Raw genomic sequence first — 976 nt, 5'->3', positions numbered from 1 at the left:
CGCCAAAGGCGTAGCGGCGAAAGACGCGGTGGACAACAAAGGCCTGACTTTTGCCGCCGACAACGGCACGACTGGGGCGAAGAAACTGGGTGACAGCCTGAGCGTTAAAGGCGACGGCAACATCCTGACCCGCGCCGACGAAAACGGCATCGGCTTCTCGCTGGCCGACAAGATTACCGTCGGCAAAGCAGGCAACGGCAACAAACCGCTCGTAATCGACGGTACTGCCGGTCTGATTTCCGGTCTGAGCAACACCACCCTGGGCGGTGCGGACTTTGCCACTAAAGGCCAAGCCGCAAGCGAAGAGCAGTTGAACGCAGCCCAAATCAACCTGGCGAAAATCCTCGGCGGTAACGCGGCCAACAACAACGGCAACGTGACCACTACCGACTTCGGCGGTACCGGCAAAGACAACGTCCACGACGCCATTGCCGCAGTCAAAGAAACTGCCGACAAAGGTTGGAACCTGAACGCCAACGACGAAACCTCGTCTGAAAAAATCGGCGCAGGCGACACCGTAACCTTCAAAGAAGGCAAAAACGTCAAAGTCAGCCGCGACGGTAAACACATCACCGTAGCGACTTCAGACGACGTCTCCTTCGACAAAGTAACCGTAGGCGGCAGCGTTCTGACCGACAACGGACTGACTGTGGGCAACGGCAAAGCAGGCAAACCTGTCAGCCTGACCAAAGACGGTCTGAACAACGGTGGCAACAAAATTGCCAACGTAGCCAAAGGTACGGACGACACCGACGCAGTGAACGTTGCGCAGCTCAAAGCAGCCGCAGCGAAAGCGACATCCAAAGTGGACAGCGGCAACGACAACATCGTCGTCACACCTGAGCAAAATGCCGACGGCAGCACCACTTACAAAGTGGCGACCGCACCCAACCTCAAAGCCGACAGCTTCACCGCAGGCGATACCGTTGTGAACAACGACGGCGTCAAAGTCGGCGACAAAGTGGCACTGGGCAAA

The 976-nt window shown here is 57.4% G+C and carries 1 pseudogene; it reads left to right on the top strand.

Going from position 1 to position 976, the window contains the following annotated elements:
- Positions 1 to 976: pseudogene (locus HMPREF2907_RS00150) on the top strand (hypothetical protein); the annotation flags it as partial.

Source organism: Neisseria sp. HMSC055H02 (assembly GCF_001813335.1).
Classification (GTDB): Bacteria; Pseudomonadota; Gammaproteobacteria; order Burkholderiales; family Neisseriaceae; genus Neisseria; species Neisseria sicca_C.
This window is presented reverse-complemented; position numbering and strand designations above follow the sequence as displayed.